This is a genomic window from Mycolicibacterium vaccae NBRC 14118 = CIP 105934 (assembly GCF_001552715.1).
GTDB lineage: Bacteria > Actinomycetota > Actinomycetes > Mycobacteriales > Mycobacteriaceae > Mycobacterium > Mycobacterium vaccae.
Genome location: NZ_BCRS01000003.1, coordinates 1 through 23,358 on the forward strand (window position 1 = coordinate 1; position 23,358 = coordinate 23,358).

The following is a 23,358-nucleotide window of genomic DNA, read 5'->3' on the forward strand; positions in this document are numbered from 1 at the left end:
GCCGATTCCCGCACGACCAGGGTGGCCCGCCACTCCGAGAGCGCCCCGCACTCCAGCGCGGCCAACGTGTGCGGCATCTCGGCCACCAACGCCTGCGCGAACCCCAGATGCCGGCCCCCACAGACCGGGGCGTCATGGCGGGCCAACGCCACCTCCGCCCCCAACCCCTTCCCACGCCGGGCGGCCGGCACACCGGCGGCCTCCTCAGCGGCGCGGCGCCGTGCCGCCCACAACGCCGTGGCCCGCGCCTGGGCCGCCGCAGCCGCCGACTTCACCGCCTCACACCGCTCCACGACCGCCCGTAGCTCGGCCTCACCGGCCGACTCCGAAACATCGAACAAACTTTCGAACATGTACCCGACGCTACCAACAGGCGCCGACAAGTTCCGACAAGCCGCCTACCGCAAGGTCAGCGGCGCCGCGGAGTGGTACTGGTCGAGCACCTGCGGTGTGGGATCGGCCTCGTAACGGGCCGTATCGCCGACAGACCAGTTCGGTGGCTCCTGCTGACCCGAGAGCACCCAGGCTGCCTGGCGGGCCGCCCCCAGGGCCACGTACTCGGCCGGCGTCGGTACCTGCACCGGGGTGCCGAAGACGGCGGGTGCGATGCGCCGCACCGCCTCGGACCGCGCGGCACCGCCGATGAGGATGATCCGGCGGGCATCGACTCCCTGGTCGCGGATCTTGTCGATGCAGAACGCCATCGAGCTGAGCAGTCCTTCGACCGCTGCCCGGGCGATGTTGGCGGGGTGCAGGTTCCGCGTCGTGACTCCGTGTAGCGCGCCAGTGGCGTTCGGCAGATTGGGGGAGCGTTCGCCCTCGAAGTACGGCACCAGCACGAGGCCGTCAGCGCCGGCGGGTGCCGACAGCGCGAGCCGGTCGAACTCGTCGAAATCCACCCGCAGCATCTCCGCGACCGCGGCCAGCACCGGCGCCCCGTTGAGCGTGCACACCAGGGGCAGCTGCCGGCCGGTCGCGTCGGCGAAGCCGGCCACGATGCCCTCGGGGTCATGCGGCGCCGCGTGCCCCACCGCGCTGACCACTCCGGACGTCCCCAGCGACACCACGCAATCACCGTCCGTCGCGCCCAAACCCAGTGCGGCTGCGGCGTTGTCGCCCGCACCTGGCCCGAGGACAACACCCTGCGGTGTCGCGCCTGCGGACTCCCGCGGGCCGAGCACCCCGGGCACCGTGGGGATCCGACCCCGCAGGGCGAGTGCCAACAGGTCGTACTGGTACTCGTCGCTCTCGGCCGAGTAATAACCGGTGCCGCTCGCATCGCTGCGGTCGGTACGCAGGTCGGCCAGGTCGGATGAGCCGGTCAACCGCCACGTCAGCCAATCGTGGGGAAGGCACACCGCCGCGGTGGCGTCGGCGTGCTGCGGTTCGTGATCGGCCAACCACCGCAGCTTGGTCGCAGTGATCGCGGCGACCGGGACCACCCCGACACGCTTCGCCCACGCATCAGGCCCACCAAGCTCGTCGATGAGTTGCGTCGCAGCTTCAGCGGAGCGAGTGTCGTTCCACAACAGGGCATCTCGGACAACCTGCCCGGCTTCATCGAGGCACACCATGCCGTGCTGCTGCGCGCCCACCGAGACGGCGGCCACGTCCTCGAAGCCACCGGCGGACGTGATCGTCTGCTGTAGCGCTTCCCACCACAGCCCGGGGTGGACCTCGGTGCCGCGAGGGTGCGGTGACGTCGCGGTGCGCACCAGCCGACCGGTGTCGGCGTCACAGATCACCACCTTGCACGACTGGGTCGACGAGTCGATACCTGCGACGAGTGTCATATCAGAGCCCTCCCGGGTCGGCCAGTACCGGCGCGAACGCCAATTCCGCTGCGCCGATGACCAATGTGTCCGCGCCCAGCGTGGCGGGCACGACCCGAACCAGATCTCGGGGCGCGGCCATGCTGCGCCGTGCCAGCTCCTGGCGGAGCACTGTCCCGGCGTAGGTACAGAACACCCGCAGAAAACCGCCCAGGACGATCAGTCCGGGGTTCAACATGTTAACCGCGTTGCCGAGTGCGACGGCCAGTGCCCGGGCCTGGCGGTTCAGGACATCGAGCTCGGCGCCGCTCGGGCGTCCCGATCCTGCACCGTCCAATTCGGCGAGCAGCCTGGTCAGCGGGGCCTGGATGACCTCCGTCTCCAGGCAACCCACGCTGCCGCAGTGGCACTGCTCGCCGCCACCGACGTAGGTGTGCCCGAGTTCGCCTGCATACCCGGCGACTCCCTCCAGCAGTCCGCCCGCGACCACGAATCCCGCACCGATGCCGCTCGGGCCACCGTTGACATAGATCAGGTGTCCGGTGTCGTGGTGATTCCCGAAGAGGTATTCGGCGTTGGCGCCGACATTGGCGTCGTTGGCCGCGTAGACCGGTAATCCCGTGGCAGTGCTGAGCATCTGGCCGATCTCGACGTCATGCCAATCGAGGTTCGGGGCCAGCTGGACCGTCGACTCGGGGCCGTGCACCAGCCCGGGAACCGCGACGCCGACGGCTGTCACCTCCTGATCGGTGCCCAGACTGCGCCGAATGGCGCCGATCGCCTCGGCCGCGATGGTCACGGTGTCGGTCGGCGTCGGTATCCGGTCGGTGGGGCAGCGGACCACCTTGCATACCTGGCCGCCCATGGACACGAGTCCCACGGTGACGGCGTCCACCTCGGGCGTGACGGACACGGCGACCACGCGATTGCCCGGGCGCACGATGGGGCTCGGACGTCCGACCTGTGCAATCGGTGGTCCGGGAGATTCCTCGACCAGGCCCTTGGTCACCAGTTCCTCGACGAGGTCCTTCGTGGTGGAGCGCGACAGGCCGGTGTGCCGGGTGAGTTCGGCGCGGCTGATCGCCCGCCGGCGGTGCACGAGGGTGAGAACACTGGACAGGTTCCGTCGCCGCACGTCGTCGGTGCTCGTCCCCACTCGCACTGCACGGTTGCCGTGCGTCGCCTTCACCGTGCACGCCTCCTTCACATTCGGCCTTGACAGTGTCGTAGACCACATCATAAGTTCGAGAAGAGAACAAAATCATAGCTTCTTGCTGTTTGGAGTATCCCGATGACTGTGCTCGAATCCGGCCGCGCCCTCGCCGAAACGCTCATCCCGAAACGTGAGGACCGATTCTCGTTCGGTCTGTGGACCGTCGGATGGCCCGGCGTCGATCCGTTCGGCGTCGCCACCCGGCCCGCGCTGGACCCGGTCGAGGCCGTGGAACGGTTGGCCGAACTGGGCGCGTACGGCCTGACCTTCCACGACGACGACCTGTTCGCCTTCGGTAGCTCCGATGCCGAGCGCCGGCGGGCAATCGACCGCGTGAACGCCGCACTCGGCGCCTCCGGTCTGGTGGTGCCCATGGTGACCACGAATCTGTTCACCCAGCCGGTGTTCAAAGACGGCGGCTTCACCAGCAACGACCGCGGAGTGCGCCGCTACGCGCTGCGCAAGGTGCTGCGCAACGTCGATCTCGCCGCGGAACTCGGCGCCCAGACCTTCGTAATGTGGGGTGGGCGCGAAGGTAGCGAGTACGACTCGGCCAAAGACGTCCAGGCCGCGCTGGAGCGCTACCGGGAGGCACTGAATCTGTTGTGCCAGTATGTGATCGATCAGGGCAGCGAGATCCGGTTCGCCATCGAGCCCAAGCCCAACGAGCCGCGCGGCGACATCCTGCTGCCCACCGTCGGGCACGCACTGGCGTTCATCGAGACGTTGGAACATCCGGAGATGGTCGGGGTCAATCCCGAGACGGGCCACGAGCAGATGGCCGGGCTGAACTTCGCCCACGGGATCGCCCAGGCGCTCTACAGCGGCAAGCTGTTCCACATCGACCTCAACGGTCAGCGCGGTATCAAGTTCGACCAGGACCTGGTGTTCGGTCACGGAGACCTGGTCAACGCGTTCTCGCTGGTGGACCTGCTTGAGCACGGCGGACCGGACGGTTCGGCCAGCTATGACGGACCCCGCCACTTCGACTACAAGCCCAGCCGCACCGAGGACAGCAGCGGCGTCTGGGCCTCCGCGGCCGCCAACATGCGGATGTACCTGCTGCTGAGGGAGCGCGCTGCGGCGTTCCGCGCCGATCCGGCCGTCCAGGAGGCCATGGCCGCAGCCAAGGTGGCCGACCTGCGGCGCCCGACCCTCGCCGACGGCGAGACCTACGCCGACCTGCTGGCCGACCCGACCGCTTACGAGAACTTCGACACCGACGCGTACTTCGGCGGAAAGGGTTGCGGCTTCGTGGCCCTCCATCAGCTGGCGATCGAGCACCTGATGGGCGCCCGGTGAGCCCGAGGCGGGGCCGGAACGGGCAAATCCCGCCCGGCAGTGATCTGGATCACGGTATATGTCGAGAGGCACAACAAATGATCGTTACGAGTCGTCCGGAGGGATCTTCGTGAAGCGCACCAGCAGCCTGCTCGTCACCGCGGTGGTCGGAGTCGGCCTGACCATGACCGCATGCGGGTCGAACTCGGACTCGGGTTCGGGGTCCACCGCCGCCCAGGGCGGCGGCAAGATCGGGGTCATCCTGCCCGACACCAAGTCGTCGGTCCGCTGGGAGACCAAGGACCGGCCCGCGCTCGAGGCCGCGTTCACCGACGCCGGCGTCGACTACACCATCCAGAACGCGGAGGGGTCGGCCGACACCATGGCCACCATCGCCGACGGCATGATCGCCGACGGCGTCACCGTGCTGGCCATCGTCAACCTCGACTCCGACAGCGGTGCGTCGATCCAGCAGAAGGCTGCCGCGCAGGGTGTGAAGACCATCGACTACGACCGCCTGACGCTGGGCGGTTCGGCGGACGTCTACGTGTCGTTCGACAACACCAAGGTCGGCGAACTGCAGGGCCAGGGGCTCGTCGACTGTCTGGCCGGACGCCCCGCGAACGTGGTGTTCCTCAACGGTTCTCCGACCGACAACAACGCGACGCTGTTCAGCACCGGCGCGCACTCGGTCGTCGACGCGACGCCGTCGATCACGATCGTCGGCGAGCAGGCGGTCCCCGACTGGGACAACGACAAGGCGGTGACGATCTTCGAGCAGCTCTACACCGCGGCCGACGGCCGCGTCGACGGCGTGTACGCCGCCAACGACGGTCTGGCCGGATCGGTGATCTCGATCCTGGAGAAGAACAAGCGCGCGGGCCAGGTCCCGGTGACCGGGCAGGACGCGACGGTGGAAGGCCTGCAGAACATCCTGGCCGGCACCCAGTGCATGACGGTCTACAAGTCGGCCACCGAAGAGGCCGCCGCGCTCGCCGATGCCGCGATCGCGCTCGCCAACGGCCAACAGCCCGAGACCACCGGCACCTCACGCGACGACACCGGCGGCCGTGACGTGCCCTCGGTGCTGCTGATGCCGCAGTCGATCACCAAGGACAACATCAACGTCGTCTTCGACGACGGTGGCCAGTCCAAGGACGAGGTGTGCACCGGGCAGTTCGCCGCGGCGTGCACCGCCGCAGGCATGTGATGGAACCGCACCCGCCGATCCTCGAACTACGGGGCGTCAACAAGAGTTTCGGCGTCGTCCACGTGCTGCACGATGTCGACTTCTGCGTATACCCCGGCCAGGTGACCGCGCTGGTCGGGGACAACGGGGCCGGGAAGTCGACCCTGGTCAAGGCGATCGCCGGGATCCACCCGATCGACACGGGCACCTACCTGTTCGAGGGCGAACCGGTGAGCGTGCGCACCCCCAACGACGTGTCCGCGCTGGGCGTGGAGGTCGTGTACCAGGATCTGGCGCTGTGCGAGAACCTCGACATCGTCGAGAACATGTTCCTGGGAAGGGAACTCAAGAGCCGCGGGATGCTCGATGAGGCACGGATGGAGACGATGGCCCGCGACGCGCTGACCTCGCTGTCGGTGCGGACGGTGAAATCTGTGCGCCAGCCGGTGTCCAGCCTGTCGGGAGGCCAGCGGCAGACCGTGGCCATCGCCAAGTCTGTGCTGTGGAACTCCAAGGTGGTCCTGCTCGACGAACCCACGGCCGCATTGGGTGTGGCGCAGACCCGGCAGGTGATCGAGCTGGTGCGCGGACTTGCCGAACGCGGTCTCGGCGTTGTGCTGATCTCGCACAACATGAATGACGTGTTCGAGGTCGCCGACCGGATCTGCGCCTTGTACCTGGGACGAGTGGCCGCGGAGGTCAAGGCCTCCGACGTCACCCACGGCCAGGTCGTCGAACTCATCACGGCCGGCCGATCGGGCAACCTCGGCCTGGCCCCGGCCGAAGCCGCCGAGTCGATGTGAACCCCGTCCAACCCCGAGACACAGATGAGGCGCTCGAAATGACCACTGTCCGCACCGAATCCGGGCTCTCTACGGCCGAGTCCGGGTTCTCGGATGACCAGCGCACCGACGACACGTTCGGCGACGCGGTACGCGGATACCTGCAACGGGTCCGCGGCGGGGACATGGGATCCCTACCGGCTTTCCTCGGCCTGGTGGTGCTGTTCGTGGTCTTCGGCCTGGCCAACGACCGGTTCCTGTCCGCGCTGAACCTCGCCAATCTCATCACCCAGGCCGGGTCGATCTGCGTGCTGGCGATGGGCCTGGTGTTCGTGCTGCTGCTCGGCGACATCGACCTGTCGGCCGGCGTCGCCGGCGGGGTGGCGGCCTGCGCGATGGCGTTGGCCGTGGTGAACATGAGCTGGCCCTGGTGGGTCGCGATGGCGGCCGGGATCGCCTGCGGCGCAGTCATCGGGCTCGCGATCGGCCTGCTGCGCGCCAAGCTCGGCATCCCGTCGTTCGTCGTCACGCTGGCGTTCTTCCTCGGACTGCAGGGCGTCACCCTCAAGCTGATCGGCGAGGGCGGCTCGGTGCGCGTCGACAATCCGGTGATCCGCGGGCTGACGATCAGCAACCTGCCGGTCACCGTCGGCTGGACGATCGCCGCGGTGGTGGTGATCGGATTCGCCGCGCTGGAGTTCGGCCAGTACCAGCGCAAGCTGGCCCTGCAACTGGCCCACCCACCGGTCGGTGTGGTGGTCATGAGGGTGGCCGCCGTGGCCGCGGTGGTGCTCGGCGTGACGTACGTGATGAGTGTCAACCGCAGCGTCAACGCCAGCGCCGAGATCCGGGGGATCCCCTATGTGCTGCCGCTGATCCTGGTGCTGCTGATCGCGATGACCGTGGTGCTCAAGCGGACGTCCTACGGCAGGCACATCTACGCCGTCGGCGGTAACGCCGAAGCCGCACGCCGCGCGGGTATCCCGGTGGACCGCATCCGGGTGTCGGTGTTCGTCGTGTGCTCGTCGCTGGCCGCGTTGAGCGGCATCATCGCGGCGTCGTACGCGGGTAAGGTGTCGGCCTCGTCGGGCGCGGGCAATACGCTGCTCTACGCCGTGGGAGCGGCGGTCATCGGCGGTACCAGCCTGTTCGGTGGCCGGGGCCGGGCGATCGACGCGGTGATCGGCGGGGTGGTGGTCGCGACCATCGCCAACGGCCTGGGTCTGCTCAACCAGTCGTCGTACATCAACTTCCTGGTGACCGGCGGCGTGCTGCTGTTGGCCGCCAGCGTCGACGCGATCTCGCGCCGCCGGCGTTCGTCGACGGGATTGAGTTAGCCCGCTGGGCCGGAACGGGTCTCATCGGTGCCGCCGCGGACGCGATTCACACCGAACGTCGCCACGCCCGAGAGCGTCACGAGCGCGGCCAGCCCGAGGAAGCCCAGCGGCACGCTGGTCGCGGCCGCGACGGAGGCGACCAGCAGCGGACCTGCGGCGTCGCCGCATTCACGGCCGATCTCTGCGGCGCCCATGGTCTGACCCAGCCGTCCTTCAGATGTGGACCGGGCCAGCATGGTGAACGCCAGCGGTGTGATCAGCCCGCAACCCAGCCCGATGACGACCGCGGCGCACAGCAGGCCCGCCACCCCGGGGATCAGCACGGCGGCCAGTCCCGCTGCGGTGAGAAGCCCCCCGGCCGTGATGCCCGTGGTGACGGTGATCCGTCCCGAGTCGAGTGCGCGGCCGGCGGCGGGCTGCACGAGCGCCGTGGTCAGCGCGAGCACGGAAACGACGGCTCCGGTGACGACGGGCGACAGGCCGGCATGCGTGCCTGCGGCAGGTAGGAATCCGACGCCGGCCGCCAGTGCCGCACTGGCCGAGGCGAGTGCGAGAGTCGGTGTGACGAAGGATGATTCGGAGAACCGGCGCAGCGTGTCGAGCAGGGTCTGCCGCTGTCGGGGGAGCGGCTTCAGTGCGGGCACCGACACAGCTGCCCACACGGCGACGAGAGCGGCGAGCACCGCCGTCACCGCGAACAGCGTGCGCATCCCGCCCACGGCGACGAGCACGCCGCCCACCAGCGGCCCCAGCGTGTAGCCGATCGACTTGTAGGAGCCGTAGGTGCCGAACGCGCGACCGTGGGCGCCGGCCGGGGTCAGACGGGCCACGAGCGCTGACGCGGCAGGGGAGAACGCCGCGGCGCCCACACCCTGTCCGAAACGTCCGGCCCAGAGCCACGCGGTGTCGTCGGCCACCGCATAGGCAGCCGAGGCGACGGCGAAGACCAGCAACCCGGCGATCAGCACGGTGCGCGCGCCGATCCGGTCGGCAAGGGTCCCGAAGACCGGTTTGAGGACGACTTCGGCGCCGTCGTAGATCGCCAGCAGGGCACCCAGTGTCAGCAGTGATGCCGCGGTGCCGGTGGTGGTGGTGCCCAACGTGCCCGCGACCGCATGCGCACCGAAGGCCGTCGTGAACCCGGCAGCCAGCAACGGCGCCCGCTGGGCTGTGGGCGTCAGCCCAGCCATGCCCCTATGCGCCGCAACGCCTCCTCCAGGTCCGAGGGCGGGCCCGCGAACGACAACCGCACGAATGTGCCTCCCCGCACGGTGTCGAAGTCGACTCCGGGCGCGATGGCGACCCCGGTCTCGTTCAACAGCGTCGAGCAGAAGGCCAGCGAGTCGGTGGTCAGGTGGGACACGTCGGCGTACACGTAGAACGCGCCGTCGGTCGGGGCCAGCCGGTCTATGCCGATCGCGCGCAGCCCGTCGAGCAGTAGTGTGCGGTTGGCGGCGTAGATGTCGAGGAGCGCCTCGGCCTCGGCGATGGACTCCGGGGTGAAGGCCGACACGGCGGCCAGTTGGGGCAGTACCGGAGGGCAGATCGTGAAGTTGCCGGTCAACCGGTCCACCGCCCGTTTGAGCTCCTGCGGCACGAGCAGCCAACCCAGCCGCCACCCCGTCATCGCGAAGTATTTCGAGAAGCTGTTCACCACAACGGCCTCCCGGGAGGTCTCCCATGCGCAGCTGGTCGCCGGGGCACCTGGATACACCAGCCCGTGGTAGACCTCGTCACTGATCAGCCGGACCCCCGAGCTCTCACACCACGACGCGATCGCCGCGAGTTCCTCGGGCGGGATCACCGTGCCGGTCGGGTTGGCGGGGCTCGCGACGATCACTCCCGACACCGGCGGGTCCAGCGCCTGCAGCATCTGCAGCGTCGGCTGGAACCGGGTCTCGGGGCCACAGGGCAGCTCGATCACGTCGCAGCCGAGCGCGGTCAGGATGTTGCGATAACACGGATATCCGGGGCTGGCGATCGCCACCCGGTCCCCGGGGTCGAAGCAGGCCAGGAAAGCCAACAGGAATCCACCCGACGAGCCGGTCGTGATGACGACGTCGTCGGGGTCGACCGCCAGTGCGTGTCGCTTCTGGTACGAGTCGGCGATCGCGGCGCGTAGTTCGGGAATGCCGAGCGCGACGGAGTAGCCGAGCTCGTTGCGGTTCAGCGCCGCCACGGCGGCCTCGCGCACCGCCGTCGGCGCCCCGGCGCTGGGCTGTCCCGCCGAGAGATTGACCAGGTCACCGTGGGTGCGCTGGCGCTCGGCCGCGGCCAACCACACGTCCATCACATAGAACGGCGGAATACCCGAGCGCAGCGAAGGAGTCACCTCGCCAGGCTAGAACACCTCGGATTCGAGCCGGCGCAGCTGCTGCCGCGGCGGCCCGAGAAGCTGCGCGCTGCCGTGCGCCCGCTTGAAGTACAGCTGGATGTCGCTCTCCCAGGTGATGGCGATGCCGCCGTGCATCTGTACGGCCTCGGCCGCCACCGCCGAGAACGCCTCGGAGGCGGCCAGGCGTGCCAGCGCCGCCGACGTCGGCGACGGGTCGGTCACCGCTTCGTCGACGACGGCCTTGGCAGACTGCACAGCGACGTACAGATCGGCCATCCGGTGCTTGAGCGCCTGAAAGCTGCCGATGGGCCTGCCGAACTGCACGCGGTCCTTCGTGTACTGGACGGTGAGATCCAGGCAGCGCGTCGCGGCGCCGATCTGTTCGGCGGCCAGCAGGATCGCCGCGGTGTCGGCCAGGCCGGGATCGGCACCCAGCGGCGAGGTCTGTGCGGCCTCGAGAGCGGCCAGGGGCCGGGTGATGTCCATGGCGACCGCCGGGGTCGCGGTGAACGAGGTCCAGCGGGTCAGCGTGTCGCCGTCGGCGGCGATCACGACGTCGGCGACGTTGCCGTTCAGGACGTATCCCGGGTCGAAGACCACGGTCCCGATCGACGTGCCTTCGGCCAGGCCTCCCAGGAGGTCCTCGTCAGGCTCGCTGACGGAGAGCAGCGCAAGCTCGGCCAGCGTGGTGCCGAGCAACGGCGTCGGAACCAAGCCCTTGCCGAGTTCCTCCACAACCACCGCGGCGTCGGCAAGTTCGCCGCCGGCGCCGCCGAGTTCCTCGGGCACGATCAGTGCCGCGGCGCCGACCTGCTCGCACAGCATCTTCCACAGCGCTTCGTCGTATCCCTTTTCGGAAGCCGCGGCCTTGCGGACCGCTTCCGGTGATGCGTGTTTCTCGACCAGTGCTGCGACGGTGTCGCGTAGCAGATCCCGTTCTTCGCTCATCTCGTCAGTTCCTCCAACACTCGCCGCCGGTGCCACGTCGGATCGCCCCATGCGGGGCGCAGGGCCTGCACCCGCAGCAGCAACAGCGACAGATCATGTTCCTGGGTGAATCCGATCGCACCGTGGGTCTGCAGCGACGAGCGGGCAGCCAGCAGCGCGGCATCCGCAGCCGCGACCTTGGCGGCGCTGACATCGCGGGCAGTGTCTGGCGTTCCATCCGCCAGCGACAGCGCCGCGCCGTAGACCAGCGGCCGGGCCAACTCGACGGCGATCAGCACGTCGGCCAGCTTGTGCTTGATCGCCTGGTAGGTGCCGATGACCGTGCCGAACTGGCTGCGCTGCTTGGCGTACTCCACCGACGCGTCCAGCATCGCCTGCGCGGCGCCGACGAGCAGCGCCGAGGTGGCCAGCGCGCCGAACTCGAACGCGCGCGCCACGTCCGCGGTCCGGGTCTCACCGGAGGCGTTGACCTCGAACAGCTTTCGACTCGGATCGACGGACTCGTGCTCGCTTGCCGCGGTCGCATCGCACACCGTGCCGTCGCCGGCGAGCAGGACCAGGCCGGCGGCGTCGGCGTTGACGGCGCGGGGAACGAGCGGGGGCGCGGCGACGGTCGCGACCAGGTCGCCGGCGGCCAGCGCGGCGCTGCGGTCGGCCCAGTCCTCCTGGTCGGCGAGCAGTATCGGGGCCACCGCCACGGATTCGGCGACCGGGCCCGGTACGTTCCACCGGCCGAGCCGTTCCAGCGCCACCACCAGGTCCACCGGGTGCGCGTCGATGCCGTCGAATTTCTCGGGGACCATCAGCGCGGTCACCCCCAGGTCGGCGAGTTGCGCCCACACCTTGCGGCCGGGGGCGAGGTCGCCGTCGCCCCAGGCCCGTACCGCGGCGGGCACGTCTGCGGCGGCCAGTGCGGCGTCGATGCTGGCCGCGAAATCGCGCTGCTGATCGTCGATCTCAAAGTTCACGTTCGTCTACTTTCGGGGCAGGCCCAGGAGTCGCTCGGCGATGATGTTGCGCTGGATCTCGTTGGTTCCGGCGTAGATCGGTCCGCCGAGCGCGAACAGCAGACCTTCGGTCACCGAATCGACGAGCTCGCCGTCGGCGCCCCGCAGGTCCAGCGCGGTCTGGTGCAGCGCGACGTCGAGGTCGGACCAGAACACCTTGGTGATCGAGGACTCTGCGCCCAGCTCACCGCCGCCGGCGACCCGGGTGACGGTGCCGAACGTGTGCAACCGGTAGGCCTGCGCTTTGATCCAGGCATCGGCCACCCGGTCGGTGAACGCCGGGTCGGGGTTGTCCTTCCACTGCGCGACAAGGCGTTCGGCCGGTGCGAGGAAGCGGGCCGGGCTGCGCAGCGACATGCCGCGCTCGTTGCTGGAGGTGCTCATCGCGGCCCGCCAGCCCTCGTGCACGCCGCCGATCACGTCGTGGTCGGGCACGAAGACGTCGTCGAGGAAGATCTCACCGAAGCCCGTGTCGCCGCCCAGCTGAGCGATCGGCCGGACCGTCACGCCCGTGGCCTTCAGATCGAACATGAAGTACGTCAGGCCCTTGTGACGCTGCGCCTCGGGATCGGACCGGAACAGCCCGAACGCGCGCTCGCCGAACACCGCCCGAGAGCTCCAGATCTTCTGCCCGTTGAGCAGCCAGCCGCCGTCGGTCCTGGTCGCCGTCGACCGCAGCGAGGCCAGGTCGCTGCCGGATTCCGGTTCCGACCACGCCTGCGCCCAGATTTCCTCGCCGCTGGCCATCTTGGGCAGGATCCGGTCCAGTTGCTCTTCGGTGCCGTGCGCGAACAGCGTCGGTGCCAGCATCGAGGTGCCGTTGGCGCTGGCCCGGCCCGGGGCGCCGGCGCGGAAGTACTCCTCCTCGTAGACGATCCACTGCAACAGTGTGGCGTCGCGGCCCCCGTACTTCTCCGGCCAGGTGATCACCGACAGTCCGGCGTCGAAAAGCACCTTGTCCCAATGGCGGTGCTGTTCGAAGCCCTCGGCGGTGTCGTAGGACTTGGTCGGGAACGCGTCCCTGTTCGCGGCGAGGAACTCACGCACCTCGGCCCGGAACTCGCACGTGGCGTCGTCGAAGGTCAGGTCCAACTCAGGCCCTCTCACTGTGTTGGCGGAGCAGTGGCTTGACCACCTTGCCGCCCGGATTGCGCGGGAGCGCGTCGAGGAACTCGACGCTCCGCGGGGTCTTGAAGTTCGCGAGATGCTCTCGCGCATGGTCGATCACGGTCTTCTCGTCAAGCTCGGCGCCGGGCAGCCTGACCACGAATGCCTTGCCCACCTCGCCGAGTCGCTCGTCGGGGACGCCGATCACCGCAGTCTCGGCGACCCCGTCCAGCCGGGCCAGCACCTGCTCGATCTCAGCCGGATAGACGTTGAACCCGCCGCAGATGTACATGTCCTTGAGCCGGTCGGTGATCTTCAGGTTCCCGGCGGCATCGAGTTCGCCGACGTCGCCGGTGTGCAGCCAGCCGTCCTCGTCGATCGCGGCGCTGGTGGCGTCGGGATCGTCCAGGTAGCCCAGCATCACGTTGGGTCCGCGCAGCAGGACCTCGCCCTGTTCGCCTATGCGCAGCTCGAAGTCCGCGATCGGGCGCCCCGACGTCGTCGCGACGGTCACCGCGTCGTCGTCGGCGCGGCACATCGTGCCGAAACCCGCGGCCTCGGTCAGCCCGTACGCGGTCAGCACGATGTCGATGTCGAGTTCGTTCTGCATCCGTTCGATGAGCACGACGGGGATGGTGGCCGCCCCGGTGACTGCGAAACGCAGTGAGCTGAGGTCGAATTCGGTGCGCTTCGGGTGATCCAGCAGCGTCTGGTAGATCGTCGGAGGCCCCGGCAGCACCGTGATGCCGTGCTGCTGCACGGCGCGCATCGTCTTCTCCGGATCGAACGTCAGCTCAGGGAACAGCGTGGCACCGGTCTGCAGGCAGGCCAGAATGCCGGCCTTGTAGCCGAAGTTGTGGAAGAACGGGTTGATGCACAGATAGCGGTCGGCGGACGAAACCTGCCCGCAGGCCGCCCACGCGGCTGACGCGTCCAGCGACTGGCGGTGTGCGCAGCGCACGCCCTTGCTCCGTCCGGTGGTGCCGGAGGTGAACAGGATGTCGGAGACGTCGTCGTCGGTGACGGTCGCGGCGCGCTCGTCCACCGCCGCCAGATCCCTGCCGCGCGAGACGAACTCGTCCCACGTTCCATCGGCCTTCTCGATCGGGATGCGGACGACATGGCGTAGCGCAGGCAGCGCGTCGCGGTCGACACTGGCGGCCTTGTCCGCGCCGAGGAACTCCCCGGACGCGAACAGCAGCGGCGCGGAGGTGCGGGCCAGGATGTCCTCGGCCTCACCGGCGGTGTAGCGGGTGTTGAGCGGGACCAGGACGCCGCCGGCGTGGTGGACGGCCAGGCAGGCGACGACCCAGTGCCAGGTGTTGGGCGACCAGATCGCGACCCGGTCGCCCGGTTCGATGCCCAGCTCGATCATCGCTGCGGCCGCCTGTCGGACCTCGGAGCGCAGTTCGGCGTAGGTCAGAGCCCTGTCGGCCGTGACGACGGCGGCGTGGTCGGGCAACTCGCGCGCGATCCGGTCGAGCACCGCGGGAGTGGTCCGCGCGGACTTCGTCATCGAACGCTCCTCCAGGGGATCGAGTACCCAAGCAAGTGCTTGGTAGGCTACCCTACAGGGGTGATAGAGGTCCAGGAGTTCAGGGCTGAGGTCCGCGACTGGCTCGCCGAGAATCTGGTCGGCGAATACGCCGCGTTGAAGGGCCTGGGAGGGCCCGGCCGCGAGCACGAGGCCTTCGAGGAACGGCTGCAATGGAACCGGCATCTGGCCGCCGCCGGGCTGACCTGTCTGGGGTGGCCCGAAGAGCACGGCGGACGCGGCCTGTCGGTTGCGCACCGCGTCGCGTTCTACGAGGAGTACGCCAAGGCCAACGCGCCGGACAAGGTCAACCATCTTGGCGAGGAGCTGCTCGGCCCGACGCTGATCGCCTACGGCACGCCGGAGCAGCAACAGCGCTTCCTGCCGAAGATCCTCGACGTCACCGAGCTGTGGTCGCAGGGCTACTCCGAGCCGGGCGCAGGCAGCGATCTGGCCAACGTGTCGACCACTGCGGTGCTCGACGGAGACGAGTGGGTCCTCAACGGACAGAAGGTGTGGACGTCCCTGGCGCACTGGGCCCAGTGGTGCTTCGTGGTGGCGCGCACCGAGAAGGGCTCCAAACGCCATGCCGGCCTGTCCTACCTGCTGGTGCCGCTGCAGCAGCCCGGGGTCGAGATCCGGCCCATCATCCAGCTGACCGGCGACTCGGAGTTCAACGAGGTCTTCTTCGACAACGCGCGCACCGCCGCCGATCTCGTCGTCGGTGAACCCGGCGACGGCTGGCGGGTCGCGATGGGGACGCTGACCTTCGAGCGCGGCGTGTCTACCCTCGGCCAGCAGATCCGTTACGCGCGTGAGCATTCCAACCTGGTCGAGCTGGCCAAGAAGACGGGTGCCGCCGACGATCCCCTGATCCGGGAACGACTGGTCCGCTCGTGGGCCGGGCTGAAGGCGATGCGGTCCTACGCCCTGGCGACGATGGACGTCGAGAGGCCCGGGCAGGACAACATCTCAAAGTTGTTGTGGGCCAACTGGCATCGCGAGCTAGGTGAGATCGCGATGGATGTCGAAGGGATGGCGGGGCTGACACTGCCCGACGGGGAGTTCAGTGAATGGCAGCGGCTGTACCTGTTCTCCCGCTCGGACACCATCTACGGCGGGTCCAACGAGATCCAACGCAACATCATCGCCGAGCGGGTGCTCGGCCTGCCCCGGGAGGCCAAAGGTTCATGACCGATCTGTCCATCGCGCCCACTGAGATCGCGGGCCATGACCTGCTCAAGGGCAAGGTCGTGCTGGTGACCGCCGCGGCCGGCACCGGCATCGGGTCGACGACCGCGCGGCGCGCGTTGCTCGAGGGCGCCGACGTGGTGGTCTCCGACTACCACGAACGCCGGCTGGGCGAGACCCGCGACGAACTCGCCGAGCTCGGCCTCGGCAAGGTCGACTCGGTGGTGTGTGACGTCACCTCCACCGAAGCCGTCGACGCGCTGATCGCTCGCACGGTCGAAAAGGCCGGTCGCCTCGACGTTCTGGTCAACAACGCCGGTCTGGGCGGACAGACACCGGTCATCGACATGACCGACGACGAGTGGGATCGCGTCCTCAACGTGACGCTGACGTCGGTGATGCGGGCGACCCGGGCCGCGCTGCGGTACTTCCGCGACGTGCCGCACGGCGGCGTCATCGTCAACAACGCCAGCGTGCTGGGCTGGCGCGCACAGCACTCGCAGTCGCACTACGCCGCGGCCAAAGCCGGTGTGATGGCGCTGACCCGGTGCAGCGCGGTCGAAGCCGTCGAGTACGGGGTTCGGATCAATGCCGTCTCGCCGAGCATCGCCCGGCACAAGTTCCTGGAGAAGACCAGCAGCTCCGAACTGCTCGACCGGTTGGCCGAGGGAGAGGCGTTCGGCCGTGCTGCCGAGCCGTGGGAGGTCGCGGCCACCATCGCGTTCCTGGCCAGCGACTACTCCAGTTACCTGACCGGCGAGGTGATCTCGGTGTCGAGCCAGCGCGCATAAGCAAACGTCACGCTGTTGATCAAGGTCAGAGCCGTCGCCACGTTGTTGCTGGCGGCCTTGGCCGTATTCAGTGCGGTGTCCTGCCAGTCCATCGCGCAGCGGGTCGAGATCGGCATGACCGTCCATGTCCGGGGAGCCGATGCGGCCGGTATCGAGCGACAGTTCGAACTGATGGCGCAGATGAAGGTCCGTTGGGTCCGGGTGGACGTCGGCTGGGCGTGGATTGAACGGGAGCGCGGACAGTTCGACTGGTCGTATCCCGACAAGATCGTCAGCGAGGCCACGGCCCGCGGGATGAACGTGCTCGCCGTCCTCGCGTTCACCCCGCCCTGGGCGCGTTCGTCGGTTCCCGGGCACTCCGGAGCGACCCCTTATCACCGGCCCGTCGACCTGTCGGACTTGGCGAGCTTCGCCCGGATCGCTGCCGAAAGATATGCCCCGAGAGGCGTCGTCAGCTGGGAGATCTGGAACGAACCGAATATCCGGCGCTTCTGGCCGCCCAGGCCTGATGCGCGCGAGTACAGCGCGTTGTTCCGGGTGGCGGCCGAGACGATCCGCGAGGTGGATCCAGGCGCAACGCTGCTCATCGGTGGACTGTCCCCGAAGTATGCGTCGTCACCGGGCGAGATATCGCCGACGGAGTACCTCGAGCAGCTCTACGACAGCGGGGCGGCGCAACTCGCCGACGCCGTCGCGGCGCACCCCTACAGTTTCCCGGCAATGCCCACGGCGAAGACCGAGCGGATGATCGGTGAATTCACTGACCTCCCTGAACTGCACGCCGTGATGAAGCGCCGCGGGGACGGCCGAAAGAAGATCTGGATCACCGAGTTCGGCGCGCCGACCCGAGGGCCGAATGCGGTGTCCGAGAAAGATCAGGCGCGATCCGTTGTGAAGGCGCGGGAGCAAGCCGCTCGCTGGGACTGGGCCGGGCCACTCATCTACTACGAGCTCGTCGACGGCGGGAACTCCGCCCGGGACGAGGACAGTTTCGGTGTGCTTCGTGAAGACCTCACGCTGAAGCCGGCCGCGACCGCGCTGATCCGGGCCGCCTCCTAGAGGCATCGGCGCCGGCAGACCAGGCCCAAACTGCCGCCTGGCAGTTAGCTGGTCCAGCTAGACTCGGCCGGTGACCGGAGAGACGCACACTGCCACTTGGTCCCTCCGCTCAGTCACACTTCGGGCGGACTCCCCAGAGTTTGCCTGGAAGGCTGTCGACGTGCGTCGTGCGGCTCGCGCGTGACCTCGCCCGATAGCGCTTCCCTCCAGGGGACCGCTGTCCGCGGGGGATTCGCCGTCATCATCGGCCAGGTGCTGCGCACGCTGATCCAGTTGATCGGCCTGATCCTGCTCGCTCGCCTGCTCACCCCGGTCGACTTCGGGCTGGTCGCGATGGTCACTTCGATAATCGGGGTGACGTCGGTCCTGAGCGATTTCGGGCTTTCGATGGCGATCATGCGGGAAGCGAGTCTGCCCCCTGCGATCCGGGACGCACTGTTCTACATCAATGCCGGGCTGGCGCTTGTAACGGCGGGTTGCGTGTGGCTGGCGGCGCCGTTGATCGCCGGTTTCTATGGAGAGCCGCTACTGGAGGAGGTCACCCGATGGCTGGCGGCATTCGTGTGCATTTCTGGTCTGGCACCGCAGTTCCGGGCGGAGCTCGCGCGTAAGCACAAGTTCGCATCGCTGGCTTGCGTCGATCCGATCGCGCAGGGCGTGGCCCTTGTCGCTGCCTGTATCGCCGCTCTGCGCGGCGCCGGGTACTGGGCGGTGGTGATCCAGCAAGGCGTCGCCGCGGTAATCCTGGTCACGGTACTGGTGGTCCTGTCACGTTACGTGCCACGGTCGCGCCCGAGTCTGCGAGGCGTGAAGGAGCACCTGTCTTTCGGCGCCACCTCCCTGGGAATCGACCTGACGAACTACGCGGCGGTGTACGCAGCGCCGGCGGCGGTCGGACAGGCGCTCGGTGCGGCGACGATCGGGTTGTACAACCGGGCCTTCCAACTGGTGGCGTTTCCACTTGTCCAGTTGGCGGGTCCGCTCACCCGCGTGGTCGTGCCCATCCTGGCCCATGTCGACGAGGGCCCGAAGCTGGTCGCGGCAGCGAAACGGGTTCAGCTTGCGATGGCCTACGCGCTGTTGCCGTTCATCGCGCTCATCATCGTGGGCGGCCCGGATCTCGTCGAGGTGTTGTTCGGACCGGATTGGCGTGCATCAGGCCGTCTCGCACAGATCATCGCGGTGGGCGGCGTCTTCCAGATCTTTGGATATGTGAACTACTGGCTGTACACCCGCAAGCGTCGGTTGGGCTTGGTGTGGCTGCTCGACGCGACGGTGTGGATACCGATCACCGCGTCGTACTTCGTGTTCAACACCAGGGGTGCCGAGTGGATCGCCGCGCTGTATGCCGCCAGTCTGCTGCTGAATTGGTTCGCGTCGACGGTGATCGGACTTCCCAGGATCGGATTTCCGGCGATGGAGCTGCTGCGGCCATCCCTGTTGCGGCTCGCCTTCCTGACACCGGTGGTGGCGGTCGGACTGGTCGTCAGTGAGACCCTGACCCGAAGTGGCTGGCAGGCGGGCTGGACGCTGGCCGGGGCGTCGATCTCGTCGCTCCTGGTGGTGGCGCTGCTCGCGTTCGTGCCGACCTTCAGGCGCGAAATCCGCGAATTCACAGCCGTTCTGGCCAAGGTGCGAAAGCGCAAACTCTGATCGCAGCCAGCACGGACACAGGGTGACCGACGTCAGCGTGCGGCATCCGTCATCGTGGATTCTTCGAATGCGTAGAGTTTCGCCAGTTCGAGCCTGACTTTCGGCCAGGAATACCGATCGCTCGCCACCGTGTGCAGCGTGGTGCAGTAATCGCGCAGTTCCTGTGGGGTGAGTGTCGTCAGAGCGTCATATTTCGACCAGAATTCCTGTGCTGAGGAGAACAACGAGCGGTCACCGTCGGCGACGTAGTCCGTGACGCCGTCGATGCGGCTCAACAGCGCAGGCAGATAACAGTTATACGCTTCGAGCAGAGCGTTGTTGGCCGTCGCGAACGTGAGCGGCAGCAGCAGCGCGAACGATTCCCACAACAGCTTGTGATAGCTCGCGGCGTCCAGGCGTGGGTGGCACACCACGCCGTCCTGTTGGGCAAACCGGAGCTTGGTCGCCTCGTCCATGCCCACGAGTTCGATCTGGACCTCACGCGAGCCACGTTCGGCCACAACCTGTTCCAGCATGTCCATATCGCGGTAGTTGGCCCCGACCATGACGAGCCGCCGCGGCTCGCAAGTGCGTCGTTCGAACACCTCGACCGGAGGCTGCGCAATGGCGTCGAACGTAAATCCGTGGGGTACGAAGCTCACGTTCTTGTCCGGAAATGCCTGACTGAAGACCTCGCGCTGTTGGCTGCTGAGAACAACGATCACATGGGCGGCGCGCAGCGATATCTGCTTGATGCGGTGGTGCGTGCTGCGTACCGAGCCCAGCCACTGAGAATCGTCGAGATGCACCGTGTAGACGATCCGTTTGCCGAACAAGCGAAGAAGCCATGGCGAAAGGTAGGCGGTGGCCTCCGGGTGGAAGTAGTGCACCGTGTCGTGGCGCAATCCCCGGACCAGGGTGAGCAGATCCAGCAGCAGGAAGTTGAGGTGCCGCGGTCTGGTCGACTCGAGGCGGTTGGCAAAGGGCAGTCGCTCACCGCTCACGTAATGGCCCGTATCCGGTACGACCTTGTCGTACCCCGAGTCGGGATTGAGGTGCAGATAGTGGAAACCGGAATACAGCACGCGGGTGTCCGATCGTTGATTTCGGCTTCTCAACATCGGGAGACTCCTGTCCGGGCGGGGTTGCCATTTCGGGCCATCAGAATCGTCGCGAAGATCAGGCCGCTGGTGGGGAACTGCTGCGCGTTGGGCCACAGATCCCAGACTGCTTCGGTGATGGCCATCACGAAGAAGGCGCTGAGATAGCCGAAACATGCGATTTGTTCGTTGGATGCACGCATCGCCCGAGTCGCCCAGATCGCGCCCAGCCACACGGGTATGAGTGTGGCCAGACCCACCACTCCGTACTTCACCAGCGTGTCGACGACGATGTTGTGGCCGGTACCGGCGGCGGCCCAGACCGCGATCTGCTCCTGCGTCTGGCCGTGAACCAGGAACCAATTGAAACCGGAGCCGACGATCGGGGCCTGCTGCCAAAGGTTGATTGCCTCAGACCAGATGAATGCCCGTTCGGTGAACGCGTCCGAGCCCCAATCCAGCCAGGGAACGACGAATGCGGCGGCGAGGGCGGAACCGGCGAGCGCAGTTCCTGCCAGACGCACCGAGATCACCGGTCGGAATCGACAGAATATCCACCACAGAATGACGACCGCGGCGGCGACGAGCGCCGTTCTGGTCGCGGACAGAACTATCGTCGCCAGCAGAAGCGATGCACAGAGCGCTCGCCACTGAATCTTCTTGATGAGCGGTATCAACGAGAACGAGATTGCGCAGTACATGCCGAGGGCGTTGCTCTGCCCGAATGGTCCGGCCAGTTCCCAGCCTGCGACAAGCGACTTTCTGGAGACGATGTTGTACATCATGTATTCGGGAATGATCAACCCGCCGGCTATCGAATAGGCGCCGACGCAGGACATCAGGACCGGAATCCACTTCAGGTCCGCCACCCGCGCGCCGGTGTTCCATATCGCCAGCAGAACGATGTTCGCCAGGATGATCTTGATCAGATCCGCGGGACCCGGACGGTCCGGCCCTACGAAGTAAGGCAGATTCAAGGCCAGTAAGAGCACGAGCAGCCAGGTGATGTCGCGGTTCGGATGCCCGCGCATGAGCACGACCGATGCACTTACGGCGAGGAGTGCGGCCGACCCTGCCCACCGCGCCAGACCCGCGGCGGGCGTCTCGGCCGAAACCAGGGCTTCACTGATGCCCAGATCGGGTGTGTGCTTGACGATCAGGTGGTTGATGGCCTCAGGGATCACGACGAGGCCGAGCGCGGTCGCCAACAGCAGGACGAATGCGTGGCTGCGGGTTCGCGAATCCGTTGGGGGAACACCGAGGAAGCGGGTGTGGCCCCTCGGGTGCGCCGGTGGTGCGGCCGCATACGTCGATGCGGACCCCCGCGTGACTCCGTCCCCGTCCATGGGTGTGCTGTCCGGTCAGTTTCCGCGCGACCGGCGATGCCCGTGTTCCGGCGGGACCTGCCGCGGATCGTCAGGGCTGCTGTAATAGGCGCTGCTCCTGGAGCGCTTCGCCGGTGCCATCGTCAGAACAGTGCCGACGAGCGGCGCGCCTGCCCGGTTGAGCGAATTACAGCCCTGCACAAGATCATCGCGTTGGGTCGTGCCGAACCGGGCGATCATCAGCACACCCTGAGACGCTGCCGCAAGGATGGCGCCGTCCGGTTTCAGAAGTGACGGCGTATCGACGACGACGTAGTCGAACTGTGCACTCAGTTCGTTCAGGACATCTGCGGTAGCGGGGGATTCGAGGAGTTCGGTGGGGCTGGGGGGAAGCGGACCCGAGGTGAGCGCCGTCAGGCGGGGCGACGAGGTTTGTTGTAGCGCCTCGCGAAGGGCAATCTCGCCGCCGAGCACATTGCTCAGGCCGTTCTGTCCGGACAGGTTCAGATAGCGCGCGATCCTCGGGCGGCGCATGTCGCCGTCCACGACGATCACGGTGTGGCCGGATTCGGCCAACGCGAGGGCCAGGTTGATCGCGGTAGACGTCCGCCCTTCTTCGGGCATCGCGCTCGTCATCGTGAGCACTCGCGGACCGTCGGCGACTTCGAGGAATTTGAGGTTCACGCGCAGATCACGAAAAGCCTCGGCGGGCGGGGAAGAGTCGGATTGAAATGAAATCTGCGGATTCTCCCGCAGCTTCGCCTGGAACGGGATCTCGGCGAGAAGTCCGACGCCGGTGGCTTCTTCCAGAGTCCTGGGGCTTCTCACCGCGTCATCACTTCGTCCCCGGACAAGCGCGATGATGATGCCGACTATCGCGCCGAGCAGCGCGGCGACGGCCATTGTCCGAGCCGTTTTCGGTGCGGCCGAACTGCCGGGGATGTCCGCCCGTTGCTGCACGATCACGCGCGCATTCGGTTGCGCGCCCAGCGTTGGTGTCTCCAGTTCTGCTGCCATGACCACGAACTCGTCCGACAACCCGTTGGCGATGTCGCGGGCTCGCGCCGCCGACCGGTCGGACACCGCGACGTCGATGACGACGGTGTCCGCCGGTGAACTTGCTTCGATCTGGTCCTGCAGTTCCGAGACGCTCATGTCTAGGCCGAGTTTGTCTATTGTGCGCTGCGCCAGAATGTCGCCTGTCAGCAGTTCGATATAGGACAGCACCCTGCGTTCAGCAAAAAGGCCACCGTCATAAATCTCGGAATTGCCGCCAGCCGATGCGGTCGCCACGAACAAACGGGTCGAGGCCTGGTACACGGGGGCAACGGTGAGCGAATACGCGAAAGCGCCGATTATCGCGATACCTGTTGCTGCGCAGATGATCCGCCAACGGGTGCGCAAGATTCGCGCGAAATCCTGAACAGTCAACTGCGACCCTTCACCGCTGAGCTTCCGTCGTGCCTGCCGCTCGCGCGCACAAGTCGCACTACGCTATCCCAGGTGGTAGCTCGTCGCCAAGGATGACGGCACCGGTGTCACGGTTGACGACGCTGCGAACCGCCGCCGGAACATCGACGGAATCAAGGCCGTTCGCGCCAATGGAGCGTAGCCGGGCAGCGTCCTCCTCGGGATGGGTAAGCGCCTGCACGGCTTAGCCGGAACGTCAACAATGCCGGTCACGGCCCCGCTCACTTCATGACGAACTCACCTGCCACGAGCAAAGAATAGTTAGTGTGGTTAAAACGTGATTCA

Annotated in this window: 19 protein-coding genes and 1 pseudogene; 8 read left to right on the top strand and 12 right to left on the bottom strand. The window is 67.4% G+C overall.

Annotated features, from left to right (window positions below; translation table 11 throughout):
• The 3 genes and pseudogenes from MVA01S_RS01055 to MVA01S_RS01065 form a co-directional block, all read right to left on the bottom strand.
• A pseudogene (locus MVA01S_RS01055) lies at positions 1-353 on the bottom strand (HNH endonuclease); the annotation flags it as partial.
• A gap of 45 nt (positions 354-398) precedes the next feature.
• On the bottom strand, positions 399-1,793 hold the full coding sequence (xylB, locus tag MVA01S_RS01060) for a xylulokinase (RefSeq protein WP_003930634.1): 1,395 nt from the start codon (positions 1,791-1,793) through the stop codon (positions 399-401).
• Position 1,794: 1 nt separating this feature from the next.
• Positions 1,795-3,009 carry an ROK family transcriptional regulator gene (locus tag MVA01S_RS01065; protein WP_081529059.1) on the bottom strand — a complete coding sequence of 405 codons (1,215 nt, stop codon included), beginning with the start codon at positions 3,007-3,009 and terminating at the stop codon, positions 1,795-1,797.
• A 54-nt stretch (positions 3,010-3,063) separates the two neighbouring features.
• On the opposite strand from MVA01S_RS01065, the gene xylA reads away from it, so the two are divergent.
• The 4 genes from xylA (at position 3,064) to MVA01S_RS01085 (ending at position 7,574) form a co-directional block, all read left to right on the top strand.
• Positions 3,064-4,287, top strand: a complete 1,224-nt coding sequence (gene xylA / locus MVA01S_RS01070; protein WP_003930632.1) for a xylose isomerase — start codon at positions 3,064-3,066, stop codon at positions 4,285-4,287.
• A 109-nt stretch (positions 4,288-4,396) separates the two neighbouring features.
• Positions 4,397-5,476: a sugar ABC transporter substrate-binding protein gene (locus MVA01S_RS01075; RefSeq protein WP_003930631.1), complete on the top strand. Its 1,080-nt coding sequence runs from the start codon at positions 4,397-4,399 to the stop codon at positions 5,474-5,476.
• Positions 5,476-6,258, top strand: a complete 783-nt coding sequence (locus tag MVA01S_RS01080) for an ATP-binding cassette domain-containing protein (protein WP_003930630.1) — start codon at positions 5,476-5,478, stop codon at positions 6,256-6,258. Before MVA01S_RS01075 ends, MVA01S_RS01080 begins: the two co-directional genes overlap by 1 nt.
• 38 nt (positions 6,259-6,296) lie before the next feature.
• On the top strand, positions 6,297-7,574 hold the full coding sequence (locus MVA01S_RS01085; protein ID WP_003930629.1) for a sugar ABC transporter permease: 1,278 nt from the start codon (positions 6,297-6,299) through the stop codon (positions 7,572-7,574).
• On the opposite strand, the gene MVA01S_RS01090 is transcribed toward MVA01S_RS01085, so the two are convergent.
• Genes MVA01S_RS01090 through fadD3 form a run of 6 tightly spaced genes read right to left on the bottom strand, consistent with a single transcriptional unit; the run spans position 7,571 to position 14,487 of the window.
• A complete protein-coding gene (locus MVA01S_RS01090; RefSeq protein ID WP_003930628.1) occupies positions 7,571-8,764 on the bottom strand; it encodes an MFS transporter in 1,194 nt (397 codons plus the stop codon). The genes MVA01S_RS01085 and MVA01S_RS01090 overlap by 4 nt on opposite strands.
• Positions 8,752-9,906, bottom strand: coding sequence for a pyridoxal phosphate-dependent aminotransferase (locus MVA01S_RS01095; protein ID WP_003930627.1), 1,155 nt, complete (start codon positions 9,904-9,906; stop codon positions 8,752-8,754). The genes MVA01S_RS01090 and MVA01S_RS01095 overlap by 13 nt, the downstream gene beginning before the upstream one ends.
• 9 nt (positions 9,907-9,915) lie before the next feature.
• Complete coding sequence (ipdE2, locus tag MVA01S_RS01100) at positions 9,916-10,857, bottom strand: acyl-CoA dehydrogenase IpdE2 (protein ID WP_003930626.1); 942 nt, start codon at positions 10,855-10,857, stop codon at positions 9,916-9,918.
• Positions 10,854-11,825, bottom strand: coding sequence for an acyl-CoA dehydrogenase family protein (locus tag MVA01S_RS01105; protein WP_003930625.1), 972 nt, complete (start codon positions 11,823-11,825; stop codon positions 10,854-10,856). The genes ipdE2 and MVA01S_RS01105 overlap by 4 nt, the downstream gene beginning before the upstream one ends.
• 6 nt (positions 11,826-11,831) lie before the next feature.
• Positions 11,832-12,956, bottom strand: a complete 1,125-nt coding sequence (locus tag MVA01S_RS01110; RefSeq protein WP_003930624.1) for an acyl-CoA dehydrogenase family protein — start codon at positions 12,954-12,956, stop codon at positions 11,832-11,834.
• Between the two features lies 1 nt (position 12,957).
• The gene (gene fadD3, locus MVA01S_RS01115) at positions 12,958-14,487 is read right to left on the bottom strand and encodes a 3-((3aS,4S,7aS)-7a-methyl-1,5-dioxo-octahydro-1H-inden-4-yl)propanoate--CoA ligase FadD3 (RefSeq protein WP_003930623.1); all 1,530 of its coding nucleotides are present in this window, start codon (positions 14,485-14,487) and stop codon (positions 12,958-12,960) included.
• 60 nt (positions 14,488-14,547) lie between these two features.
• Here fadD3 and ipdE1 point away from each other — a divergent pair, with 60 nt between their 5' ends.
• The 4 genes from ipdE1 to MVA01S_RS01135 all read left to right on the top strand — a co-directional run bounded on the left by ipdE1 (position 14,548) and on the right by MVA01S_RS01135 (position 19,199).
• Entirely contained in the window at positions 14,548-15,699 is a 1,152-nt protein-coding gene (gene ipdE1 / locus MVA01S_RS01120) for an acyl-CoA dehydrogenase IpdE1 (protein ID WP_003930622.1), read from the top strand.
• The gene (gene ipdF, locus MVA01S_RS01125) at positions 15,696-16,487 is read left to right on the top strand and encodes a (5R,7aS)-5-hydroxy-7a-methyl-1-oxo-2,3,5,6,7,7a-hexahydro-1H-indene-carboxyl-CoA reductase (RefSeq protein ID WP_003930621.1); all 792 of its coding nucleotides are present in this window, start codon (positions 15,696-15,698) and stop codon (positions 16,485-16,487) included. Before ipdE1 ends, ipdF begins: the two co-directional genes overlap by 4 nt.
• A 15-nt stretch (positions 16,488-16,502) precedes the next feature.
• Entirely contained in the window at positions 16,503-17,546 is a 1,044-nt protein-coding gene (locus MVA01S_RS01130) for a cellulase family glycosylhydrolase (protein WP_003930620.1), read from the top strand.
• 180 nt (positions 17,547-17,726) lie between these two features.
• Entirely contained in the window at positions 17,727-19,199 is a 1,473-nt protein-coding gene (locus MVA01S_RS01135) for an oligosaccharide flippase family protein (protein WP_003930619.1), read from the top strand.
• A 32-nt stretch (positions 19,200-19,231) separates the two neighbouring features.
• Here MVA01S_RS01135 and MVA01S_RS01140 read toward each other — a convergent pair whose 3' ends face one another.
• From MVA01S_RS01140 to MVA01S_RS01150, 3 genes are all read right to left on the bottom strand, one after another.
• Entirely contained in the window at positions 19,232-20,263 is a 1,032-nt protein-coding gene (locus tag MVA01S_RS01140) for a glycosyltransferase (RefSeq protein ID WP_003930618.1), read from the bottom strand.
• 29 nt (positions 20,264-20,292) lie between these two features.
• The gene (locus MVA01S_RS01145; protein ID WP_003930617.1) at positions 20,293-21,486 is read right to left on the bottom strand and encodes an O-antigen ligase family protein; all 1,194 of its coding nucleotides are present in this window, start codon (positions 21,484-21,486) and stop codon (positions 20,293-20,295) included.
• A 153-nt stretch (positions 21,487-21,639) separates the two neighbouring features.
• On the bottom strand, positions 21,640-23,034 hold the full coding sequence (locus MVA01S_RS01150) for a tyrosine-protein kinase domain-containing protein (RefSeq protein ID WP_040541229.1): 1,395 nt from the start codon (positions 23,032-23,034) through the stop codon (positions 21,640-21,642).
• Between the last annotated feature and the right edge of the window lie 324 nt (positions 23,035-23,358).

What these genes read in the sequence shown, in the direction of transcription:
- xylB (WP_003930634.1), bottom strand. Translation starts at nt 1,793, where the DNA reads ATGACACTCGTCGCAGGTATCGACTCGTCGACCCAGTCGTGCAAGGTG.
- MVA01S_RS01065 (WP_081529059.1), bottom strand. Translation starts at nt 3,009, where the DNA reads ATGTGGTCTACGACACTGTCAAGGCCGAATGTGAAGGAGGCGTGCACG.
- xylA (WP_003930632.1), top strand. Translation starts at nt 3,064, where the DNA reads ATGACTGTGCTCGAATCCGGCCGCGCCCTCGCCGAAACGCTCATCCCG.
- MVA01S_RS01080 (WP_003930630.1), top strand. Translation starts at nt 5,476, where the DNA reads ATGGAACCGCACCCGCCGATCCTCGAACTACGGGGCGTCAACAAGAGT.
- MVA01S_RS01085 (WP_003930629.1), top strand. Translation starts at nt 6,297, where the DNA reads ATGACCACTGTCCGCACCGAATCCGGGCTCTCTACGGCCGAGTCCGGG.
- MVA01S_RS01090 (WP_003930628.1), bottom strand. Translation starts at nt 8,764, where the DNA reads ATGGCTGGGCTGACGCCCACAGCCCAGCGGGCGCCGTTGCTGGCTGCC.
- ipdE2 (WP_003930626.1), bottom strand. Translation starts at nt 10,857, where the DNA reads ATGAGCGAAGAACGGGATCTGCTACGCGACACCGTCGCAGCACTGGTC.
- fadD3 (WP_003930623.1), bottom strand. Translation starts at nt 14,487, where the DNA reads ATGACGAAGTCCGCGCGGACCACTCCCGCGGTGCTCGACCGGATCGCG.
- ipdF (WP_003930621.1), top strand. Translation starts at nt 15,696, where the DNA reads ATGACCGATCTGTCCATCGCGCCCACTGAGATCGCGGGCCATGACCTG.